Origin of the sequence: Pseudoalteromonas rubra (genome assembly GCF_001482385.1) — a bacterium.
Lineage (GTDB): Bacteria > Pseudomonadota > Gammaproteobacteria > Enterobacterales > Alteromonadaceae > Pseudoalteromonas > Pseudoalteromonas ardens.
This window is the reverse complement of sequence record NZ_CP013611.1, coordinates 1,142,367-1,163,848: the sequence shown is the minus strand read 5'-3', so window position 1 is coordinate 1,163,848 and position 21,482 is coordinate 1,142,367. Positions and strand designations below refer to the sequence as shown.

17 protein-coding genes are annotated in these 21,482 nt (G+C 46.5%); 8 read left to right on the top strand and 9 right to left on the bottom strand.

The window, feature by feature from the left end:
• Positions 1 to 6: 6 nt before the first annotated feature.
• The 4 genes from AT705_RS05200 to AT705_RS05185 form a co-directional block, all read right to left on the bottom strand.
• Positions 7 to 1,890 (bottom strand): DUF1800 domain-containing protein, encoded by a 1,884-nt coding sequence (locus AT705_RS05200; RefSeq protein WP_058795781.1) that lies wholly within the window; start codon positions 1,888 to 1,890, stop codon positions 7 to 9.
• A 169-nt stretch (positions 1,891 to 2,059) separates the two neighbouring features.
• Positions 2,060 to 3,442 (bottom strand): sensor histidine kinase, encoded by a 1,383-nt coding sequence (locus tag AT705_RS05195; RefSeq protein ID WP_058795780.1) that lies wholly within the window; start codon positions 3,440 to 3,442, stop codon positions 2,060 to 2,062.
• On the bottom strand, positions 3,435 to 4,118 hold the full coding sequence (locus tag AT705_RS05190) for a response regulator transcription factor (RefSeq protein ID WP_058795779.1): 684 nt from the start codon (positions 4,116 to 4,118) through the stop codon (positions 3,435 to 3,437). Before AT705_RS05190 ends, AT705_RS05195 begins: the two co-directional genes overlap by 8 nt.
• A 300-nt stretch (positions 4,119 to 4,418) precedes the next feature.
• Positions 4,419 to 4,925 (bottom strand): lactoylglutathione lyase family protein, encoded by a 507-nt coding sequence (locus AT705_RS05185; RefSeq protein WP_058795778.1) that lies wholly within the window; start codon positions 4,923 to 4,925, stop codon positions 4,419 to 4,421.
• A gap of 93 nt (positions 4,926 to 5,018) precedes the next feature.
• On the opposite strand from AT705_RS05185, the gene AT705_RS05180 reads away from it, so the two are divergent.
• Both AT705_RS05180 and AT705_RS05175 read left to right on the top strand, forming a co-directional pair.
• Complete coding sequence (locus tag AT705_RS05180) at positions 5,019 to 5,888, top strand: LysR family transcriptional regulator (protein ID WP_058795777.1); 870 nt, start codon at positions 5,019 to 5,021, stop codon at positions 5,886 to 5,888.
• Between the two features lie 116 nt (positions 5,889 to 6,004).
• Complete coding sequence (locus tag AT705_RS05175; RefSeq protein ID WP_058795776.1) at positions 6,005 to 6,340, top strand: zinc ribbon domain-containing protein YjdM; 336 nt, start codon at positions 6,005 to 6,007, stop codon at positions 6,338 to 6,340.
• 277 nt (positions 6,341 to 6,617) lie between these two features.
• Here AT705_RS05175 and AT705_RS05170 read toward each other — a convergent pair whose 3' ends face one another.
• Positions 6,618 to 7,013 (bottom strand): hypothetical protein, encoded by a 396-nt coding sequence (locus AT705_RS05170; RefSeq protein WP_058795775.1) that lies wholly within the window; start codon positions 7,011 to 7,013, stop codon positions 6,618 to 6,620.
• A gap of 146 nt (positions 7,014 to 7,159) precedes the next feature.
• On the opposite strand from AT705_RS05170, the gene AT705_RS05165 reads away from it, so the two are divergent.
• From AT705_RS05165 to AT705_RS05140, 6 genes are all read left to right on the top strand, one after another.
• Positions 7,160 to 9,661: a type IV secretory system conjugative DNA transfer family protein gene (locus tag AT705_RS05165; RefSeq protein WP_157576671.1), complete on the top strand. Its 2,502-nt coding sequence runs from the start codon at positions 7,160 to 7,162 to the stop codon at positions 9,659 to 9,661.
• A 325-nt stretch (positions 9,662 to 9,986) separates the two neighbouring features.
• Entirely contained in the window at positions 9,987 to 10,775 is a 789-nt protein-coding gene (locus AT705_RS05160; protein WP_157576669.1) for a vWA domain-containing protein, read from the top strand.
• Between the two features lie 10 nt (positions 10,776 to 10,785).
• Positions 10,786 to 11,640: a PP2C family serine/threonine-protein phosphatase gene (locus tag AT705_RS05155; RefSeq protein WP_058795772.1), complete on the top strand. Its 855-nt coding sequence runs from the start codon at positions 10,786 to 10,788 to the stop codon at positions 11,638 to 11,640.
• Positions 11,641 to 11,644: 4 nt separating this feature from the next.
• Positions 11,645 to 12,979, top strand: a complete 1,335-nt coding sequence (locus AT705_RS05150; RefSeq protein ID WP_058795771.1) for a protein kinase domain-containing protein — start codon at positions 11,645 to 11,647, stop codon at positions 12,977 to 12,979.
• Between the two features lie 105 nt (positions 12,980 to 13,084).
• Positions 13,085 to 14,860 (top strand): WD40 repeat domain-containing protein, encoded by a 1,776-nt coding sequence (locus tag AT705_RS05145; RefSeq protein WP_157576667.1) that lies wholly within the window; start codon positions 13,085 to 13,087, stop codon positions 14,858 to 14,860.
• Between the two features lie 306 nt (positions 14,861 to 15,166).
• On the top strand, positions 15,167 to 15,658 hold the full coding sequence (locus AT705_RS05140; RefSeq protein ID WP_420492117.1) for a lipocalin family protein: 492 nt from the start codon (positions 15,167 to 15,169) through the stop codon (positions 15,656 to 15,658).
• Positions 15,659 to 15,669: 11 nt separating this feature from the next.
• On the opposite strand, the gene AT705_RS05135 is transcribed toward AT705_RS05140, so the two are convergent.
• From AT705_RS05135 to AT705_RS05120, 4 genes are read right to left on the bottom strand one after another with little or no spacing between them, the layout of a single operon-like run.
• Positions 15,670 to 16,959: a sensor histidine kinase gene (locus AT705_RS05135; RefSeq protein WP_058795768.1), complete on the bottom strand. Its 1,290-nt coding sequence runs from the start codon at positions 16,957 to 16,959 to the stop codon at positions 15,670 to 15,672.
• 2 nt (positions 16,960 to 16,961) lie between these two features.
• On the bottom strand, positions 16,962 to 18,326 hold the full coding sequence (locus AT705_RS05130; protein WP_058795767.1) for a sigma-54-dependent transcriptional regulator: 1,365 nt from the start codon (positions 18,324 to 18,326) through the stop codon (positions 16,962 to 16,964).
• 60 nt (positions 18,327 to 18,386) lie between these two features.
• Positions 18,387 to 20,774, bottom strand: coding sequence for an ABC transporter permease (locus tag AT705_RS05125; protein WP_058795766.1), 2,388 nt, complete (start codon positions 20,772 to 20,774; stop codon positions 18,387 to 18,389).
• Entirely contained in the window at positions 20,771 to 21,478 is a 708-nt protein-coding gene (locus AT705_RS05120; RefSeq protein WP_058795765.1) for an ABC transporter ATP-binding protein, read from the bottom strand. The genes AT705_RS05125 and AT705_RS05120 overlap by 4 nt, the downstream gene beginning before the upstream one ends.
• Positions 21,479 to 21,482: the final 4 nt, after the last annotated feature.

The window sequence follows — 21,482 nt, the reverse complement described above, 5'->3', positions numbered from 1 at the left end:
TTACTCCTATTTCTGAACTAAGTAATCAGGTGAGGTCATAACCAATAAAATGGCCTGGTGTACGATCCGCAGCGGCTCGGCGTCGTCGTTTTGGGTCACCGTTTGCAATATGTCCTGAATTGACTGCTTGCTGGTGGCACTGAGTTGCCCGGCGCATAGCAACAAGTCGAGACGGTCTATTAGTGCGCCGAGATCAGCTGTCAGTGCCAGCTCTGTGTCATAGCTTGCCAGGAAGCTCTCTGCGGCGTTTTGTGCATTGAGCGGAATATTCTCTTCGTCATAGATGACTTGCAGTTCCTCGACATCTACTTCTTGTTGTAACCCGGTGATGTAGTAAGTCATGAAGTTGGCGTAGCCGGTAATGGTGCTGGCATTGGTGATTTGCAGCTCAGGTGCCACCATGCCATTGGCTGCGCTCACGCTGCCCGGTGCGACATAACCAGGGCGGAAGAAGTTAAAGACACTGGGTGAGCGATAAGGGTGTTGGCCCAGCATGCTGGCATCTCGGGTGTCCCACAGCATTTCCTGGTACTCCGGGGTGATGTTTTTGACTGCAAACGCTCGCGCCCATTGTGTAAAGCGTAAGATAGGTTCACGGATCTTACCGCCACGCTCAGTGGCGTTTGCTCTGGCATCCGGGTCAAATAAAATTGCTGCCAGTGTTGCGGTTAAATCGCCACGACGGCCATCTCCTACTGAGGTGCCATCGGGCAAAGTTGTACGACCGTTGCTAAATGCCGTGCCAACACGTGTCACGTAGCCGGGAGAGGGGTTAGAGGTGACCAGGCGTTGGATCAGTTGTTTTGCAACGAAAGGGGGCAGATTTGGATGGGCAAATATATGATCCAGCGCCTGTGTTACCGAGGCTTTGGGGCCTGTTCCGGCGGCAATTGTGGTACCCAAGAAGGTTTTACTCTTCTCAGAGTGATTTTCCGGGTAGACAGTCATGGGGAGGGCAAACTCGTTTATCTCCAGTTCTTCGGACATGTCATAGTTCATATCCAGACCCGTAAACACTCGTGCCAGGCCAGTGATATCCTGATTATTATACAGCTCTTTTGTTGCACCATGTTCATCTTGCTGTTCGGTACCGTCTGGATTCAGTGCAACAACGCCAACCGTAAACAGTTGCAATAATTCTCGGGCATAGTTTTCATCTGGCATCCGGCCGGTGGCCTCATCTCCTTTGAGGTTGCCCATATAGGTCAGATAAAAGCCCATGGCGGGAGCGTAGGTCACCGCTTCGAGTAATTCCCGGTAGTTGCCAAAGGCATGTTGGATCAAAATATCCTGATAAGAAGCGACAGCCTCTGGAATATCGGTCAGTTCTTCTCCGCCGGCATTGGACACGACCAGCAGTTCCGACAGGGCAAACGCCATTCGCTGACGCAACTGATCTTCACCGGCAATGGCATTGCGCCAGAATGCCACACTGGTTGATTCAATATACAGAGCATTAAAGTCATCTTCTGCGGTTGGCGGTGGAGTAAACTTACTTACCACCGGCATGATCAGGCTGGGTGGCAGTTTAAGCTGTGCTTTAAACCAGTCTGATGCGCTTTTTCCTGTCAGGGCATCCAAATCTTGTGGCCGGGCCCCGAAGGTGGCTTGTTGTAAAAATCGTGATGTAGTGAGGGCTGTGGCAAAGGGCGGGTTGATTTCAGATGTGTTGTCGTCGGGTGTTTCGTCTGCGCCACCGTCATCGGGCTCGCTATTATCGCCGCCAGAATTGTTGTTAGTATCTCCCCCCGAAATATCGGGTTCTGGCTGTGGGGTAGTCGGGTTGTTGGTATTATTTGTGTTGTTTGGGTTGGCATCACTGCCGCCACACCCAGTCAGGCTCAGGCAAACACTGAGCAGCAGTATGTTAAGCGGGGTTAGTCTGAACATGGTTTCACTCTCTTACTTGCGGATACCTTAAGTCTAGAGTGAAACGAGCTCAAATGGTCATACAGTTGTCATACGGCTTGTTTACAAAATTGTATGCTTTTAGGTTCTGTGCATTCTGTTACTCCGAGCCCTCATGCGTGTTGTGACATGAACCGGTGCATTAACAAACTTAATTACTCAGCGCCTGGCGTGTCGGGATCTCAATATTAAACACCGCACCGGGTTGGTTGTCGAGCAGGCATAGCTGGGCCTGATGGACCTCGCAAATAGCGCGCACAATACTCAGCCCGAGCCCATTACCAGGGCGACCTCGGCTGATGTCGGCACGATAAAATTTATCAAACACTTTGGCCTGATCCTTGACCGGGATGCCAGGGCCATCGTCCCCGATTTGCAGCAGGGCACTCAGGGTATGGCTTTGCAGTCTGAGCCACACATGGGCATTTGGCTGGCTATGTTCCAGTGCATTTTCCAGCAAGTTACAGATCAACTGACCAAGCAAGTCTTTGTCACCGTGGCAGTGCACAGCCGGCACAATGGACACTTCAAAGTGCCTTTCGCTGTCTTCAAAGACCGGTAAATAACTTTGTGCCAGCTCATCAATAAGTGCCGACAAATCAAATGTTTTAAAGCCCTGAATATGCTTTCCAGACTCAATGGCATTCAGTCGCACCAGATTATTAAAAGTGTTGATTACCTGGGCCAGCTCGTTACTCGCTTTATCTATGTGTCCCTCCAGTCTTGTCGGGTCATCGAGATCCTGATACATACTCTGCAAGCGGTTAGAAATGCGGGATAAAGGGGTTTTCAGATCATGGGCGATGCCCACCGACATGGTTTTCAGATTGCCATGCAGGCGGGATATTTCATCAAGCATGCGGTTTATTGAGACGCTCAGGGTAATGATGTCTGAGTTTGATGTCGCCACCTTGGTGCGTTTAGAGTCTGGAGAATGTGCGACCTGGACCAGTTGTTCTGATAGTGCTTGCAGGGCACGGCTGCGCTTAGCCTGAACACAGGCGATTGCTGCTACCATCAGGGGCAAGCTGAGCAGGGCAAACCAGTACATCAGTTGCGCATAAAACGCGTTTTTATGGGCATGCAGCTCATCTTGTTTTTGCCAGTAATGAATACGCAGGCCATCGGACAAGTTCACTGTGGCAGACAACAGTTCTGCATCACCTTCCTCGCCAAGCGATACGGTTTGCCATTGGAGAGTGGGCGACGCCGTCAGTTGAGTCTCAGCGCCAAAAAGCAGTTTATCTTGCTCAAACACAGCAATCAGCCAGCCTTCATCCGCCAGGTGTGCGCGTGCCTCATGCTCTGGCCAGATAACCTCATCTTCGAGTTCAAACTCCTGCAATACCTGCTCAAAGCCATGCTCTTCAAGCATGTTTTCAATGTCGCTGAGAAATTCACTAAACTCGTGTTGCTGTGTTTGTTTGTCCTGCCACACAAGTAGCTGTCCTAAGAGCCATAGCAGCAACAACATAGCAGCCCAGAGTGCGCCGCCTGAAAGCAACGCTCGCTTTAAATGATAATGACTAACCATCCGTGGAACCTGTGAGCAGATAACCACTGCCGCGAATGGTTTTGATCATGTCAAACGTAAAAGGCTTATCCAGTTTATTGCGCAAGCGGCTGACATGGGTTTGCACCAGGCTGGTTTTGGGATCAAAACTAAACCCCCAGACCTGCTCCAGTAGCATGGTTTTGGTGATCAGCTGTTCGGGGTGCTGCATCATATATTCCAGGATCTGATATTCCTTGGGCATCAGTTCAATTTCCCGCCCAGCTCTTAGCACCTTGCGGGATGTGCGGTTGAGTCGCAGCTCGCCGATCACCAGCTCCAGCGTATCGGCTCTGAGAGGCTGGCGTCTGGCCAGGGCTTTTAAACGTGCATACAGCTCAGCAAAAGCAAAGGGTTTCACTAAGTAATCGTCGGCACCAGCTTCGAGTCCGGTTACCCGATCGGCGGTATCACTCAGTGCGGTGAGCATGATAATTGGGGTAGTGACATTACTGGCACGTAAAATCCGTACTGCGTCGAGGCCATCCATATTGGGTAATAGGCGGTCGAAAATGATGACATCAAATGCGTGGGCAGAGGCACTTAACATGGCGCGCTCTGCGTTGTCACAATGCTGAACTTGTGCATTGTGCTGGGCAAGTCCGGCGCAGATAAATTCAGCCGTGTCCGGGTCGTCTTCAACTAATAAAATATGCATACAAACCTGAGGTTGTCGTCACTCAATTAAAGCATATCGTATTTTTGCAAGAGATAGGCATACAATTTTGTATTGTGCTTTGTTTACGTCTGTGTATAAATTTAAGCCTATCTAGTATGAAGATAAGGAAATCCCCATGACAGATAAGCAAGCACAAGTCGGGCCTAACCCGGGCCTGTATATTGGGATTGGTGCAGGTATTGGCACCGCGGTTGGCATAACCGCTGGGTGTTGCCCTGTGGGGGGCTAATAAGCAAGCTGGTAAATAAGTAGGGCCGATATGTTCAGCCCTGCCAGATATTACTCCTGATATGCACCGGCACTGTATATCAGTTCGTAACTGTGGCTGTAAATTTCCACGATATTACCGAACGGATCTTCCATATAAATCATGCGATAGGGCTTTTCTCCAGGGTAATAATAGCGTGGTTCTGCCATACGTCGTTTACCTCCTGCGGCCACTATTTTATCTGCCAGGCCTTCAACATCCGGGTCTTGTACACAAAAATGGAAAATACCAGTTTTCCAGTATTCAAAGTTGTTTTCCGGGCTGGTTTGGTTATCAAACTGGAACAGCTCTACGCCAATGCGATCGCCGGTGGACAAGTGTGCGATCCGAAATCGTTTCCATCCAGGACCAAATACATCACTGCACATTTCACCGATGGCGCTGTCGTCTTCGATGATCTCGGTGGGGGCCATGATCACATACCAACCCATGACCTGAGTGTAAAATTCAACGGCTTTTTCAAGGTCGGGCACTGAGATACCGATATGTGAAAAGGTACGTGGGTAAACCTGGTTCATAAATACGCTCCTGTGTTTGAATAGTGAGCAGATTACAAACGTCGCACTATAATGTAAAATTATTAAAAATTATCGAAATAAGTATTTTTTGTAATGATAAATAACAACTGGCTCCGTACATTTTGTACCCTGGCGGATATAGGGCACTTTACCCGCACGGCTGAACACTTGCATATGACTCAGTCGGGGGTGAGCCAGCATGTACAAAAGTTAGAGTCGCATTTTGCTGTGGCCTTGCTACTGCGTGATGGCAAACAGGTTCAGCTGACAGAAGTGGGTAAGCGGTTGCGCGTTCAGGCATCAAAGATACTACAAGATTTGTCGGAACTGGAACTCAGTATTGGGGAGGACCCGCCTTATGAGGGAGAAGTCAGGGTGATGTCGCCGGGGAGCCTCGGACTCAGGCTCTATCCACAGTTGTTGACGTTGCAAAGCCGCCATCCAGGGCTTGTTATTGATCACAGGTTTGCGCCTAATAAGGCCATTGAAAAGGCCGTAGCCGATGGCAGTGCGCAGCTGGGCTTTACCACTGTCGCGGCTAAGACGGCCGAAGTAATGAGCGAGGCGATAGCGACGGAACCCTTGTTGCTGGTTACGCCAGCTGAGATAGATGAACCCAGCTGGGAGAGCTTGCAGTTATTGGGGTTTATCGACCACCCCGATGGCGCACACCATAGTGAGTTGCTACTCAGAGCTAACTTTGCCCAGTTCCAGCATTGTGCACAGTTTGCGCGTAAAGGGTTTTCTAATCAGATAAGCCTGATCCTTGAACCGGTTAGCCGGGGCTTAGGGTTCAGTGTTTTGCCTGCTTTTGCGGTTGAGGCCTTTGCCCGACAAGAACTGATACGGGTACATTCGCTGAGCCAACCCGTGAGCGAGACAATTTACCTATGCACAGCGCGACATGCAGCACTGCCAGCCAGAGTACTGACTGTGATGGAACACGCAAAAAGTAGTTTATAATACTGACCAGTTTATTCTAATCTGCACTAAATCAATAAATATTGGCTTAGCACTGGCACATCCGCGTGCGAGCCATTACTATGCAGGCCAAATGAATCAAAATGTAGTAAGTCAGCATGTCTTTACCTCCTTGCCCGAAATGTAATTCTGAATACGTCTATCAGGATCAAAGCAACCTGGTGTGCCCGGAGTGCGCCTATGAATGGAACCCCAATGAAGTCAACGAAGATGATATAATCTCAGTGAAAGATGCCAACGGCGCATTGCTGGCCGACGGCGACAAAGTGACTGTGATCAAAGATCTGAAAATCAAAGGCAGCTCTCAGGTGATCAAAATTGGCACTAAAGCTCTGGTTCGTCGTGTTCTGGACAAAAAAGACCACGAACTGGATTGCAAGGTCGATGGTGTAGGCGAAATGATGGTCACCGCGAAATTCGTGAAAAAGGCCTGATTTGTTTCAGGTGGTGTGTGGATAGCGTTGTTTTAGATAGTACATATCAAACAACGCTTCCCTGACTGGCGGTGCTTCCTAGCTCAATGGATTATAGAGTCTACTCAGTGAGTTTTAAATGCTGAGGGTGTAACTGACTCCTGTTTAAACCAAGCTTATTCAAATTACTTCAGTACTTTTGAAGAGTAGTGAATCTTCTGATTTGACTATTTTAGTCTGTTCAAACACAGTCGAATTTTCTCATACTATTAATTGTTTTTAAGCAACAATATCAGCTTCATCTAGATCGTCCTTGTTTTGCGCTTTGATTGAATGATTGAGTAGGTCGTTTTACTGCCGAATCAGCAAAAGCTTGTTTTAAGTTTCCTGTTTTTTCTTGAGTTTTTTCAGTCGATTTCGTTTTTGTATTCTGTTTAGCTGCATTCTTCGCAAATTGCTCTTTTGAAGATGGTTTGACAGGTGATTTTTCTGGTGACTTTTTGTCTTGATTTCTATGTGCTGCCACTTTATCCATAGCCATTTGGGCTTGCATCGCTTTTTGTGTTGTAGGAGGCTTTAGTACAAGGGCTGGAGAAGAATTACCCTGCGCTTTTTGTTGTATAAAGTCTTGTTTTTGTTTACTTTGTGCTGAAGCTGCACTATTGAACGCCTGCCTTACATTAGACTTTTCCATAATATTTGCTCCTTTCCGTCGATCATGTAATTTGATTGGGTTATATTTGCTGCGGGTGGTATTATAATTGTACAAAAAAAAAACTAAATCAAGCAAGGAAGAGGGATAGAAGGAGTCTAATATGAGTACAAAAAAAAGATATTATCTTGAATCGTCAGCATTACTTCATGAGGTTTAGACAGTTGTTAATATTGGCGTTCTGCTTTGTCAGTGTCAGCTTTGGTCATTATTCAGATGAACTACCACAGTACCTAATTTATTCGGTTGTAACTAGTTTGTGCTTGATAGCAGCTTTTTCTTTATTGAAGCATAAGTGGCTCTTTTCTATCCTCGTATTATCAAGTATTTGGATTTTACTAGCGCCAGATATCCCAGATGGTTTGCTGCAAATGAGAGCTGGTTTTGTGGTTTTATTGGGTATGGTGTTTGTTGTGGTCTTGGAGTTGAAATATGTCCGGTTAGTATATGGTCTGTCCTACATCCCACCCGGGTGGGGCACGTTCCAACCTGTTTCTGGTGAAGACAAAGGTCGCTTTCTTAGTTTGTGGGAACTCGCTACAACTTATAGATTCGTATTAGGTGGAATCTTTTTAGGAAGACCTTTACCTGAGCATAGGTTGTTTGGATTATTTAACCGCGTTAAAGTTGGTCCAAAAGACGACAGACACCTCCTAACTATTGCTGGTTCCAGAGGGGGTAAAGGAACTGCGGCAATAATTCCCAATTTGCTTCTATATCCAGGTTCTGTGATAGCGATTGACCCGAAGGGAGAGCTTGCCTCCATTACTGCATCGAGGCGCGGTTGCGGATCTCAAAGAGTCACCTCTTATATGGGCCAAAATGTCTTTGTGTTTGATCCCGAAAACAGTGTGCCGGGTTTTCCATCTGCTTCTTGGAATCCACTTTCTGAGCTTAATCTTGATGATCCCCGCTTGTGGGCACACGTGTCACGAATTTCTGCGGCGATTATCCCAAAAAATGATGACCCTAATTCAGCTTTTTTTACCAATCATGCTCGAACCTTACTTACTGCATTAATTGTTCATGTATTAGAAACGGAGTCCCCTGAAAAACAGAACCTTATCTATGTCAGGAAGTTAATAATGGAAGGCGACGATGAGCTATACCAAAGTTGTCTGGCCAACGGGGCTACATTTACTAACGCTGAAGAAGCATTGTTTCAGTTCATGGCGCAATCAGGTGCTCAGAATGGGAAAATAGCTCGCGCAGCAGATAGTTACATTCGGTCCGCTCCAGAGCAGCGTAGTGGTGTTATGGGTACATTGCAAGAACAGACGGATATCTTTGATGATCCAGGGTTAGAAAACGCAATGGTTCGTTCTGACTTTTCACTAAGCGCAATGAAGCATTCACCAACCACAGTATATTTATGCATACAATCTACTAGTTTATCAACCCAGCTCGTTAAAATTCTTTCAGTGTTTATTGAACTGTCGATAGTTGCGTTTGGTACAGACAAACACTCTCCTAAAGAAAATATTCTTTATATAATCGATGAATGCTATGCCTTGGGTAAGAACGATTCAATTGATGTAGGTATGGGCTTATTTGCAGGGTTTGGTGTGACATTGTGGCCTGTTTTGCAGAATATAGGCCAGTTAAAAGCTCTTTACCCCAACAATTATCAGACTTTTATGACGAATTGTCGTGCCGTTCAGTTCTTTAATGAGCAAGAACCTGATACGCTAAAATACATCGAAGAAAAAAGTGGTAAAAAGCAAAAGGTGCGCCCAGATGGTACCTATTACGAGGCTCCATTGTTAAGCACTCACGCGCTAACTACTGATTACTTGGTAAGAGACTCGCGCAGGCAGATTATATCTTTTCAAGGCAGACCATTAGCATTATTGGAACTGTATGATTACTACAAGCATTTTCCTAAAAATTGGTATGAGGGGAGAGATACTGCGGGGAGTACTTCTAACATCATACTCTCGCCAAATATAGAAAAGACTTCCTTCCATAAATCAGAGCCCATAAATAACTTCAAATCTGTGGGGGAATCCGTTGATACTAAGTTGCAAGATAATATTGGTATTGATACTGGGTTTGTACTAAGCGTAAACAAAGGTGATGTTTTTTCGTTGAAAAGCAAAACAAAACTTACAGCAAGAACTCTTTCTTTGCCATGTTCAACAGGCGAGCAGGTCGTGATGGAAGTTTTGTCCAACCCTAATGATACTTCATCTTTTGGATTAAAAAACCACTCTGGATTCACTTGGAATGTGCTAGGAAGCGGAGGAAATAGGGCTAAAATTAGCAAAGGCCGAGGCTTTTTGCTCGGAGAGTATTGTAAAATAGAAATCGATAATACGACTTTGGTGGTGCAAAAGAACCCTTATGCATTGAAACTTCGTGATGGAAGGAAGTTTATTTTGACAAGCGGTTGCAAATTATTTGGAGAAGATATCCCTGAAATTGGAAACCCATCAGGACACCTTTTTCTTGAGATTGTAGAAAGCACCAGTACACCAAAAATGTTAGGACTAAAGAATTGCTCTAAGCAAAAGTGGAAACTACAACTTACAAACGGTGAAAAGTCTGAAATTGATATTAATCAAGTCAAGAGCTTATCAAAAATAGCTAAAATTGATTTTGGTAGGGTTCAGGCCAGCATAGTTGTTTAGTTTAAGAACGGTTGCAATTTCCTCTTATTTGGCAGCATGAGAGCCAGTTCCAATGATGAGTTTATTTTTGCTAAACGGAACTAGTAACGCATATATTCCCTTGTGATTATTAGTATCAATACTTAGAGCCAATTAGAAAACTCACGATTGGATAAACGCTTGCTATCACCAATATTGTGGGTTAAATTTTATCCTGTTGTTACTATTGAGTTAGCTGGTTTGGTATTTTGAAACTTTCCGGTCACCTTGATGCATTGTAACTTTAACAATTTGCATGCTAGACGCAGCGAGTGAACTTTCCGCATCACAACAGGAAGTAAATACAATGAAGGCTCAAGATTTTGATGAAAACGGAATTGCAGGACCAGTTGTACGCCGAGACTTACATTTCTTCTGGCTGGTAGATATATCAGGCTCAATGGCTGGAACTAAAATACAAAGTGTTAATTACGCAATAAAAAATGTATTACCAAAAGTTGAAGACCTTCAACGCGAAGAGAGAGTTAACGTCAAAATGCGCGTTATAACTTTCGGAAAAGGGGCTCATTGGTTTGTTGGACCTGATCCAGTCCCTATTGAAGAGTTTCAGTGGGTAGATATTGATGCAAATGAACACGCAACAGCCACGGCCCAGGCTATTGAGTTATTGAGCTCTGAATTAACCTTAGAAAAAATGGGCGGTCGAAACGTACCTCCTGTAGCGGTGTTACTTTCTGATGGCTACTCTACTGATCCTGAGTCACAATATGATTTTTCGATAGACGCACTTAATAAATCACCTTGGGGAGGTAAAGCAGTTAGGCTCTCAATAGGCATATCAAATGATTCCAGTAGTTATAACAAAGAGCAACTTGACCAGTTTGTCTCACCTTATTTAAAGCAAGCGGAACCCCCAATGGAAACCCTCAATGCCAAAACCGCCGAATCGTTGGTGAACTACATTAAAGTACTAACAGAGAGTGCTATACGAGCTGTCTCGAAACCTGACTCCAAGCTCACATCCGAAGAAGCCCAAGCTGATGCGGCAATAAAACCGGCTGAGGTTCCTCTTCCTTATGAAGAGGATTTTGAATCAATTAACGATGATGAAATCGACTGGTCAACACCACTTTGAAGGAAAGAAAATGTCTACACCTACGGTCGTCGATCAGCGTTATGGCATACTGATATGCGGCAACGTTATCGGAGCAAATCACGTATCAAAAAATACACCATGCCAAGATGCCTGCTTAACATCAGTTCAGTATATAAAGGGACAGCCATATGTTCTTTTTACAGTAGCAGATGGTCATGGTTCAGCTCGCTACGTAAGAAGCGATATTGGTGCCCACTTTGCGGTTCAGTCTGCCTGCTCTGTTGTATCGGACTGGTTAGTCTCCGTAGAGCAAATATCAAGAGATAACCCTGGCAATTGGCTTAGTCATTTGCGACATGATTTTGGACCAAGATTTGCGCACAAATTGAGGCAAACTTGGCTTGATAGAGTGACAGAACATCTAAAGGAACACCCTTTTAAAGAAGATGAGTTAGCGCTCAACTCCACACCGATAAACGCATATGGCACAACAATCGCTTTGGCGGTTGTCTTTAATGGTCAGGTTTTTGTGGGAGCAATTGGAGACAGTGGCGTTTTTGCCGTCCTAAACAACGGAGAGTTTTTCGTTCTCAATGACACTGAGGACAATAATTTAGGGCTCACAACCAATAGCCTTTCGCAAAGCGACGCTCCACAGCAATGGAAGTTCAAAATAATTGCATTGGACGAAGTTAAAATGATGTGTGCAGTGACTGATGGCTTCTCTGATTCATTAGCTGATATACAGCTAACACTTAACTCTATAACCGACCGCGTCATAGGCAAGGGCACTGAATGGCTGTCGGAAAACTTGCCAGGCTTTCTCACTCATCTAACTCAAGAAGGTGTTGGAGATGATGTCGCTTCTATATTTTACTTGCCAAACCAGCAAGCAGGAGACTAACTAAATGGATCATTTTAAAGGTTTAGATAGCAACAGAATTTATCATAAAAAGAAATTACTAGGTAAAGGAGGGCAAGGCTCCGTTTTTTTAGTTGAAGATGATTTGGAGGGGGCTCAATATGCAGTGAAATGGTATAACAAGGCCGCAGGTTCTATTGCTCAAAAAGAACAAATACAAGCTTTAGTAGCGCGGGGGGCACCACCTATTCTGGACGACGGTATTCATTTTATTTGGCCAATGGAATGCGTTACCCAAGAAGGCAATAATTCGTTTGGTTACGTCATGCCTTTAATCGACACTAGTGTGTTTACCTCAATGAATAGAATAATAGATCAACGAGATAAGCAGTTTTTACAACCTTTACAAGCTACACTGAGTCGTATTTGCCGAAGACTGATCACGGCTCTTGATGCAATTCATATTTCAGGGTTTGCTTATTGCGACATAAATGCCGGAAATATCATGATGGACCCCGTAAACGGTGCAATCGTGATTTGTGATAACGACAATGTTGTTATTAACAATTGTAGACCATCCATAGCTGGTGTCTGGGAGTTTATGGCACCAGAAGTTGGGTTAGGAAATTCAAGGCCTAATGCTGACTCTGATTTATATTCAGTAGCTATGCTCATTTATTTCCTTTGGATGTGGGAACACCCAATGTATGGCATTAAAGCTGATGGTTATCGCTGTCTTGATGGTGTTGTGAGATCAAAGATTTATTGTGAAGAGCCCATTTTTGTGTTCCACCCAACCGACAAAAGTAATACAGCGATAGGTCTCGAGCCTGATACGCATGTTAGGCGTTGGTATAGAATGTGTCCTCCGCGACTTAAGACATTATTTATCAAAATTTTCACTGACGGTGTGCATAACCCTTCAAGTCGTCCAAGGCTCCCTGAATGGAAGAAACTGTTCCAAGATATGGAGGCAAATGAAGTCACATGCCAATGTGGAGCAAAAAATGTGTGGGATGGGGTTAATAAGCCGCTAATGTGCTGGCGCTGCGAGAAAGAAATAAAGCTACCTTTATGCCTTTCTATACCTCTAGGTAGGTATGAAAAACGCGTTATGCTTTTAAGTACAGGGAAAGAAGTATTTGGTTCTCAGTTAAATAGCTTAGATCAGGAAGTAGCTACAGAAAAGCCATTAGCCGTAGTGGAATTGCACCCAAAATCAAATAAACATCTTATTCTGCGCAATATATCTGAGCAAAACTGGGCATTTATCGGGCCTGATAATAGCGAGCATAGCTTTGATTCTGGTGTTGCTCGTGTACTTGTACCAGGAGCAAAGATACGAATCGGTACGCAAGAAATCGGTATTGTAGGGGTTTAGCAAACTTAGGCTTTTTTTAAAAAGTAATTCAACAGTAAGATATAACAGCAAATTAGCAGCGCCACGTTTTGATTGAACGTGCAAAGCTAAATAAGAGAGGTTATTTTGACTAAATTAGCGGAAAGGATGCTTAGGGAATTGATCGACGAACATGGGAAAAATGTAATTAGCAGCCCCCAACGCTTAAAGTCTTTAGTTCGTGATTACGCATGTGGAGAATATACCCGAGAAGTCAATCTGTGGCTTCTTGTCGTTGAAGAAGATATCTTGCACAAAATTGATTCTGCCACAAATTTAGAATTTATTTCTCCTCTGCTTACAAAACGTCTACACGACAAATATGGCACAGATCAAACTGCTGCAGCTTGGGCCATTAGCAGTTGGTTTCATGCGCTAAAAGGAGTCAATACTTCAATTCATGAAACCTTTTCTGAAGATCATAAATATCAAGTAGTTATACCTACCATACTGTCTGATAAGCTCTCGATTCTGCTGCCTCAAGCTCTTTCAGTTGATAATAAGTTAGAAAAAGGTATGCCACTTTTTACCGCAAAAGGTGAGGGGAAAGGAATGCCGGCGGTGAGGTACAAAGCCCCTTATAATTTAACAATTGTACAAATTACTAATCAAGAGCAAACTCTAACAGGGCAAGCCGTTTTAACGTTTGCTTGTGACGCTGTTATCTCTTCCGATGATAGACACGCACTAAATAAGTTCTTTTGGGAGCGCTGGCTTAACATTTACGCTCAGCCAAACAAAGCTACCCAACAGTCAACAACTTCGACACACGTTGAGCAACCCAAAAAAAGGCTTGCAATTAACCAATTACTTGCGATTGGTCAGGGTAAATACAAGTTGCCATTTAAAGTCGTCGCTGTAAAAGTACTCCATAATGGAAAAACAGCTGTGTTGGGTGGAGAAAAAGGGCAATTAGCAGCTGTGAACTTAACAACGGGAGAGCTCATCGACTCACGTAAAGATGGTATACGTGTGGGCGAATTTACGCCAGGAGGAGGAGAGATAAACTACCCAGGAGATTGTTTCTATTATATTGAATTATTGCCTGAAGAGTCGTGCTTTGTCACTGTAGGGCACGATGGTAATTTAAAAAAGTGGCGGCTACATGAACGTTTATTTTTACTATCTACCACAGCATTACTAAAAAATAATTTTTTCTTACTTAAAAACGTAATTCTAGCTGAAAAAGGGTCTTGGTGGCCATTTCGTAATTGGTCCAGTTGGAGATATTACCGCGATATCCCACCCAATGTGCCGCGAGGTATTCTCGCCGCAAAGTTGTCACCTGATTGCAAATCCATAGTTTGCCTTACAGAATGGTTTGCTATTTTTCGCAGTACTTTAGAGGGCCAAATAATTGGCAAACCTGTCGTCATTCCAGATGCTTTTGCCATTGAACCTGGCAACGAAGTAATTTGGGTGGGTATACATAGCAAAGGTTTGAGAAATGGATTCTGCCGACTCGATATGAACTCTGGTAAGATAGCAAACATGATATGGTCTGGAGAGCATAGCTTTCTACGCGCAGGAATATATAGAGCTGAGAATACAATATTTTTTGGATATGAAGTTTGGAATCTAAATAAACTAAAAAAGCACTTCAATGCTAGCAATTTCGTCGGTGGTGCTATTTACCCCTCGATTATTAAGTCAAAGAGATTGGTCGTTTCTACGGATTGGTTTTTTAAAATATTTATATATGAATTAGATAGCTTGCATTCCGATGGTGCATCTCTAGAGGGGCATGATGACATAATCCTTTCACTTGGCGCATCGCCTGATGGATCAATACTAGTGTCTGTCGATGAGGGAGCTCAAATGATTATCTGGGATCTGGATACACGTCGACCTATTAGTAATTGAATGGGTGTATCTCATTGTGGTCCGACAACCACGGGAGCATATACTCTGATTACACTGAACTATTGCCAGTGAGCGTTGCAGACGGAAAAGTCGGCGTCGTTTTTACAAGCAGCCTAGAATTGTAGTTTGTTTGACCATTTTCGTTGTTGGATTTGCATTGCGGGTGGCTGCACCTGCACAAATTGTACTACTGGATTGCGGAGCGTCGTGAAAAGCCTGCAAACCTGTGAACCTACTTCTTTGCAATGTCGTATTAACCGTTATTAGTTATACAAGGAGCAGACATTGAAAACAGTCTTAATTATCATGATGACGCTTGTCCTCAGTAGTTGTCTGGGCATGCCACAGGGTGTGCAGCCAGTCGGGAATTTTGAGCTCAATCGCTACCTGGGCAAGTGGTACGAGATTGCCCGCCTGGATCACTCTTTTGAGCGCGGCCTGACCCGGGTGACGGCGCAATACAGTATGCGCGAAGACGGCGGCGTGAAGGTCATTAATCGTGGCTTCAACTCTGTAGAGAACCAGTGGCGCGAAGCCGAAGGTAAAGCGTTTTTTGTCAACCAGGATGATGAAGCTTACCTGAAAGTGTCGTTCTTTGGTCCGTTTTATGGGGCTTATGTTGTGTTTGAGCTCGACTACGATAACTACCAGTATGCGTTTGTGTCTGGCCCGGATACGGAGTATTTGTGGTTACTCTCCCGAACTCCACAAGTCGATCAGGCGATCATCGATAAGTTTGTCAGCATGGCTGCCGAGCGCGGCTTTGATACCGATGCGCTGATCTTTGTTGAGCAATGAGCTGGTTTTGCTCAGGCCAGCTCCAGCGGTAACTGAATTCTGGCTCTGGCACCTGCCTTATCTGTACGGTTGACCAGGGTTAACTGGCCATTGTGCTGCTCCACAATGTTTTTACACAGCACCAGACCGATGCCTTTGCCATTTGGTTTGGTTGTGTAAAAGGGCACGAACAAGTTGTCCGGATTAGTGAGTCCCTGACCTTCATCCAGAATATCTATAAACGCGTATTGTGCTGTTTTGCCAACGATAATATCAACCCCCCCGGTTTCATCGCTGGCCTCCAGCGCGTTAGTGATCAGGTTAACCAATACCTGTTCCAGCAGGCTGACATCCACATGCAATGCAAAGTTCTGCTCAATTGAACAGCGGACCCGGGTGTCATATAAAACCTGCATGGGGCTGAGGAGGGCGTCTATACTCACCGTTTCTGTATGCAGCTGGTGTTGCCGGGCAACGCTGGCGTAGCGATTGACGAATGACATCAGTCCGTCACTGCGCTGTACTATTACAGCCAGCGCCTGCTCAAAATCAGCTTGCGTATCGGCGCCGGGTTGTAACGTTTGCAGTGTCTGTGCCAGTGATTTAATGGGAGACAGTGAGTTGTGGATCTCATGGCTCAGAATGCGGATCATTTTTTGCCAGGCGTCGCGTTGCGCCTGACTGACCACAGATTGGACATCGGTCAGGATCAATAAATGGGCGTGGCTGTCGTCAATGGGGATCTGGCTTTGCCGGATCTGCCATTGCTGAGCCAGCGACGGGTGACTGAATTGCCACTGTCCGTTAGTTTGCGTCAGGCTAAAATGAGCGGCCCTGAGTCGTCTTTGCGTTTGCCAGGGTTTGCCGGTCCAGTTTGAAAAAGCGTCGTTGGCATGAACCAGCGTGTTGCTTTCATCAAACACCACAATGGGGCTGGGCAGCTGCTCTATGAGCCTGAACAATAAGATTGCTTGATGATCCCGTGCAGATTTATACGCTTGTAAATGATCACATAGTTGGCTGGTTTCGGTTTGCAGCTGGGCCAGAATACCGCTTTTGTCGGTACTGTAAAAGCGCTGACCATAGTCTTCCAGCCGCATGGCTTCGATGGTCGTCGTCAGGTGGTAAAAAGGCTGAACGAGACGTACTTTGATATGCTGTAACAGCATTGCAGCGGGGCACAAACCCAATATCCACAGTGTAATGACACCCAGCCAGCCACTTCCCAGGCTGAGCAGCAACCCGGTGCTGAGTGAGGCTAGTAGCAGCCAGGCGAGCATGCAAAACAAGGTCGCGGATCGTTCGTAACTTAGCGCCATCATATTTATGACTGCCGGGTTTTAATGCTGAATTTATCCATGCGCCGATAGAGCGCACTTTTACTGATCCCCAGCAGGATTGCGGCGTCTTCAACATTGTCCTGACACTGAGCCAGTGCCATTCGGATGAGTTTTTGCTCTGCCTGCTCCAGTGTCACCAGCTCTGGTACCGGGTTGTTGCTCTCGGTTTTGACGGCTTTTATTTGCAACTGCCGGGCGGTGATCTCGGGCTCGTCACACATCAGTATGGCGCGCTCCATGATATGACTTAACTCCCGTACATTTCCCGGCCAGTGATAGGCTTGCAAGGTGTTGCATGCACAATCAGACAAAGTTAATTCAGGCAAGCCGTACGTTTGCGCATGGTGCGAGATAAAGTGTTTTGCCAGCGGGATGATTTCATCACTGCGCTGGCACAGGGGTGGCACAGTCAGCTCTATGGTGTTGAGTCTGAAATACAGGTCCTGGCGAAATTCCCCTTGTGCTTGACGCGCTTCTAAATCTGCATTGGTGGCACTGATCAGGCGACAATCGGCGTGAAGCGTATGATCCGCGCCCACAGGCTCGTATTCGCCATTTTCCAGCACCCGCAATAGCTTAGCTTGTTGCGCTTCACTCAGGGTGGCAATTTCATCTAAAAATAGAGTGCCGCCAGTGGCCTGAGTAAAACGGCCGTCGCGGTCCTGTCTGGCATCGGTAAAGGCGCCTTTAACATGACCAAATAGTTCGCTTTCGAACAAGGACTCTGGGATAGCCGCCATGTTAACGCTGACCAGTTTGCCTGTCCGGGCGCTCTGCTGGTGGAGGTACTGAGCAATCTGGGATTTACCCGTGCCGTTTTCACCGCGTAATAAAATATTGGCACCGGTTGGTGCAACCCTATCTAGTTGTTTTTTGAGTGTTTGCATCTGCGGGCTGAGCCACAGTAGTGTTGTGTCAGACGCTTTTTTAGCTTGAGGTATTGCACTTTGCTGAGCCTGGGCCATTTGTCTGAGCCCCAGGTGTTTTTTAATCATCATCAGCACGGCGTGGTTGTCCCAGGGCTTGGCAAAAAAGTCCACAGCGCCTCGCTGCATGGCTTCGACAGCCAGGGTCACACTCGACCAGGCAGTCATAGCAATAAACGCCGGGCTGGTTGGGGTTGCTTTGGCATGCTCAGATAGAAATTGCAGACCCTCCTGGCCCGACGTGGTATCCAGCTCATAATTCATATCGAGCAACACCAGGTCGACGGCGTGTCGTGCAAGTGTGCCTGCTGCCGCACTCAATGAGCTGCATTGAAGGGTAGTAAAGCCGCTGTTTTTCAGCAGCATGTGAAGACTCAGGCGAATATCGGCCTTGTCATCTACGATAAGTAGGGTGCCTTGCATGATATAACTGGCAGGCGCTTTGAAGCGCCTGCATTTCCTTATTGACTGTTGTTCGATTTGTTATTCATTTCTCAATGCCCGGATTGGATCCTGACGGATCACCTTTTGTACCGGCAGATAACTGGCAATCAGTGCGACCAGTAACATCACCGGAATGCTGCTGATAATGGCCAGCCAGTTCACATCGACTGGTCCGTCGCCGATACGAGACCACACCAGATAACCCAGGCCTGCAAACAGCAGGCTGACGGCCAGGCCGGTAAAAATAGGCACAAAACTCTGTTTAATGATCATGGCGGCCAGCTTGTGCGTGTGTGCGCCCAGAGACAAGTGAATGCCCAACTCGTAACGGCGCATTTGCACGCTATAGGTAAGTACACCGTAAATGCCTGCGCCAGCCAGGCTCAGCGTCAGTGTTAGCAGCGCCACGGTCAGCATGGCCTGAAGCCAGGTTTGTCTTAGTCGCTGACTGAGCATATCATCCACTTTCCTGAAAACCGAGAAGTTTAAGGTCGGATGAATATCCCTGAGTGACTCGCCAAGCTGCGCTTTTGACAAAGGCCCGTTGGCTTTGATAATAAACGCACTGCTGCCTTCGGTGAGCGGCACATAGTAGCGCTCCAATTCATACCCCAGTGGGCCGGTGGGTACGTATACGTCGCCTACAACTCCAACAACCTGTCTGGGGGTTTCCTGGTCGATGTATAGTGTTTTCCCCAGCGGGTTATTTGTGCCATACAGGCGTTTTGCCAGTGAGTCTGAGATGATAATTTCGTTGTTATCTTCACCAGGTGCTGCAATGGGGGTAAAGCTGCGCCCTTGCCTGACAGGCAAAGATAAGGTGGTAAAGGCATCCTGATCTAAAAACGCCATACTGGTTATGCCCAGTAGCGCTATTTGTTCGTCATACAGGTAGTTTTTCCAACCCATGACCAACGGAGAGGTCATACTGGCTGCTACAGCATTGACATTTGCTTGTGTGCCCAGGCTACTTTTAACCTGCCGGGTGAGTTCAAATGGGTCAATCTCAGTGGCACTGCCATCAACACGCACATAGTAGAGGTGTTCGGTGTTGAATCCGGTCGGGTGGGTCATTGTATGATAGGCGGGCAGAAGTTTATTGGCCGCCAGAAACAGCAATAGACTGGCAAACATGACTTGCAGTGCCACCAGGATATGACGGGTACGGGCTGAGATTTGTGTACCTGTGCCTTTGCCGCTGGCATGCAGGGCGCCCGTCAGGGCATGGTAGTTCACCTGACTGCTGGTGATGGCGGCAATGAGCAGGGTGATAAGCAGTGCCAGGATCATTGCAACCACAATTGTGGGTGCATCAAGCGACAATGCTTGCATACGAGTGAACAGATAGCTCAGGTCTTCGGCCAACAGGACATTCAGCCACTGAGCACCCAGTAGGCCCAGCACGGTTGCGGCGCCAATCAGTAGAGCACTTTCACAAAACATACTGATGAAAATATGGCGCGGTTTGGCTCCCAGTGCCGCCTGAATTGCCATTGTACGCTGCTTTTGTGCGCCCCGTGATAAAAACAGGTTGGTGACATTGGTCAGCGCAATCAAAACCAGCACTGCTGCGGAAAACAACAAACTCAGTGCCAGATTATCGCTTTCGGCGATGATCCTGGTGCGCAATGGCGTGAAGCGTGCGCCGATGGCGGTATCGGGGGCAACATTTTCCTGGGATTGATACAGAGTATTGATCTGCTCACCCAGCGCGTGATTAGCTTGCGCTGTGTTCACACCCGGCTTAAAGCGGGCGATCCCGTTAAACTGGCTGCTGATGCTGTTCCAGTTATTAGTGGTGCTGAGTGCTTCTGGAAAGCTGCTGAATCCACTGATCTCAGAGCTGCGGAAAATCTCTGGTACTTCAAAATCCTCGGCAGCGACGCCCACAATTTGGTAAGCCACCCGGTTAAGCTGGGTAAAGGTGCCAATTATGGCGGGATCTGCGTTGAAGTCTTCCAGCCAGGTCTGATAACTGAGTACCAGCACTTTTTGTTCATCACTGATCCCTTCATTGCTGCTTAGTGCACGACCCAAATGCATGGGCACGCCGAGTAACGAGAAAAATTCAGGGGAAACACGCAGCACGTCCACGGTGGGTCGTCCGTCGACATCCATCAGGCGAGGTGAGGTGTGATGCAGCATGGCCATTTCATCAATAAACTGTTCGTCCTGGTAGATCAGCGTTTGAGTTGGCAACATTTGAAAGCCGTATTGCGTCTCGCCATTGATGGTTTCGCTCTGATCAGTGACCCATAAAGTATCGGCATTGGGGTAGGGTAAAGGCTTAGTCAGCAACCGGTGGTTGATGTTGATCACCACACACAATGCTGCGAGGGTCAGCGCTAGTGTGAAAATCACGGTCACGCTAAAGCCGGGTAACTTTTTCAGATTAGACGCAGCCAGTTTAAGTTCTTCTTTGATCATCCTGCCATCTCCAGCTTCACTTCATCCACCATAACGCCATCAAGCAGAAACAGTTTGCGACTGGCCATATCGGCATACCTCGGGTCGTGCGTCACCATGCACATGGTGGTGCCTTGTGCATTTAAATCGTGCAACATCTGCATGACGGCATCACCATTTTTGGAATCCAGGTTACCTGTGGGTTCGTCTATCAGCAGAATATCCGGCTGATTGACCAGCGCCCGGGCGATGGCAATACGCTGTTGCTGGCCACCCGACAGTTGATTGGGCTGATGATCTATTCTGTGTGTCATTTGCACCAGCTCCAGACAGTGCATTATTCGATCTTTGAGCTGAGGGCCATTCAGGGGGCGCTCGCTGTACTTAACTGGCAGCGCCAGATTATCGAATACATTCAGCTCATCTATCAGATTGAACGATTGAAAGACAAAGCCAATGTGCTTGTTCCTTAATGTTGCGCGTTGGTTGACGCTGAGCTGGCTGACGTCGTTTCCGGCAATCTGATAACGGCCGTCGGTAGGTGTGTCTAACAGGCCCAGAATATTGAGCAGGGTAGATTTGCCGCAACCGGATGGGCCAGAGATAGAAACATATTCACCTTCGTTGATACTCAGGTTCACGCCGCGTAAGGCTTGTGTTTCCATACCACTGAGCAAGAAGTGTTTGGTGATGTTTGTGAGTTCAATAACGCATTTGTTGTTCATTGTG